Below are 1,285 nucleotides of genomic sequence, written 5' to 3'. Positions count from 1 at the left end.
CCTCCAATCATTGTCACCGAATAATTTCTGCTCTCGCATATTACTCGAGGCTTGATCAGGGTGAACATTAAGCATCAACCCCACCCATCCATCAGTAATACCCTCAGTTTTCACAGCCCCCCTCAACTTAATGTTTTGCCCCTTCGCTTGGAGCGCCAACCAATAACCAAAGGAGCCAGCGTTAGGTTTACTTCCTTTAAACTCAACCGAAACTGATCGCTGCCCACGTTGAAAAACCTTATCATCAACCGAAAAGCTATACCCAGCCTCCCCTCCAGATACCCTCCACCCACTACTGGGGAACTTATCGTAGGTTTCGAAATCTAGGTCAGGTAAACGAGGCTTAGCCATCCCTCCGAAAGCCGCTAACAAAGAAAGCAACAAAACCATGATACGTATATTTTTTTCCATTTTATTAACTTCCTGAATCCTTTACTTCTTCTTATACTAAAACCATAGTAATCACTTTAAGAGCAGATCAAAAAAACTATATGTTCACCACCCTATCACCAACGGTGCTCAATACACCATTGCTTAACTCGTAAATTGTATCGGCCTTAGAAAGAGTTTCCTGCCTATGGGTGTCGTGGTCAATGAATACTGGCCACTGACTTAGAGATGTTCTAACTTATTTCTGGACATTTTCAAGTTAGGATTTTTGCTCTAATTTTCGCATGTGGGATTACCGAAAGTATGGTAGTTGGCTGAAACTTGTGTACATGTGATTGCATGCTTCGGGACTATCAAACGTGTTATACTGGTGACTCGCAGCGCGCGCATTTGATATGGATGACATGGGCATCAAAGACAAATTGGTCTAATACTCCCCATTCTTAATCAATCGTGTATTACAGGTGCCACGCGACACTACGTGAATACCAACTACCTATTTATTTTCGTAGTGAGTCATAGCTTTTAAATTAAACCTAAATTGCTATTGCAGTTTGTCTTTGGCCAAACTGTCATATTGAATATTTGTCAACTCTGACTCCAAGTAGTCATCACTCATAAGTTTAATAAAATGGTTCTGAGATATTTTTGTCTTTAAGACAAACTTATCCCCTGCGTCATTGAGTTTTAGTAGTTTTGACAGGTATTTGTGTTTCTGTGCAAAAGCGATAATGTCGTTGTTTGCTACTGCTCCCATTACTGGCGAGTTGCGGGCAACCTTTGCTAATTTACGAGAAAACGCCATATCCTCGCCTTCTACCCGTTCTACTAGCGGTGCAGTATCTTCGATCAACGCCATATCTGTGAGTTTTGCTACGCATTTGGCGGCTGTGTC

The 1,285-nt window shown here is 41.8% G+C and carries 2 protein-coding genes; both read right to left on the bottom strand.

The features are described from left to right. Positions 1-411, bottom strand: a 411-nt coding sequence (locus H5202_RS22630) for a hypothetical protein (RefSeq protein ID WP_182773998.1), incomplete at its 3' end; no start/stop codon positions are given. A 523-nt stretch (positions 412-934) separates the two neighbouring features. Beyond that, positions 935-1,285, bottom strand: a 351-nt coding sequence (locus tag H5202_RS22625; RefSeq protein WP_182773997.1) for a Kiwa anti-phage protein KwaB-like domain-containing protein, incomplete at its 5' end; no start/stop codon positions are given.

The organism is Shewanella sp. SG41-4 (genome assembly GCF_014164505.1).
Taxonomy (GTDB): Bacteria; Pseudomonadota; Gammaproteobacteria; order Enterobacterales; family Shewanellaceae; genus Shewanella.
The sequence above is the reverse complement of the archived record's forward strand: the minus strand, read 5'-3'. Positions and strand labels throughout refer to the sequence as shown.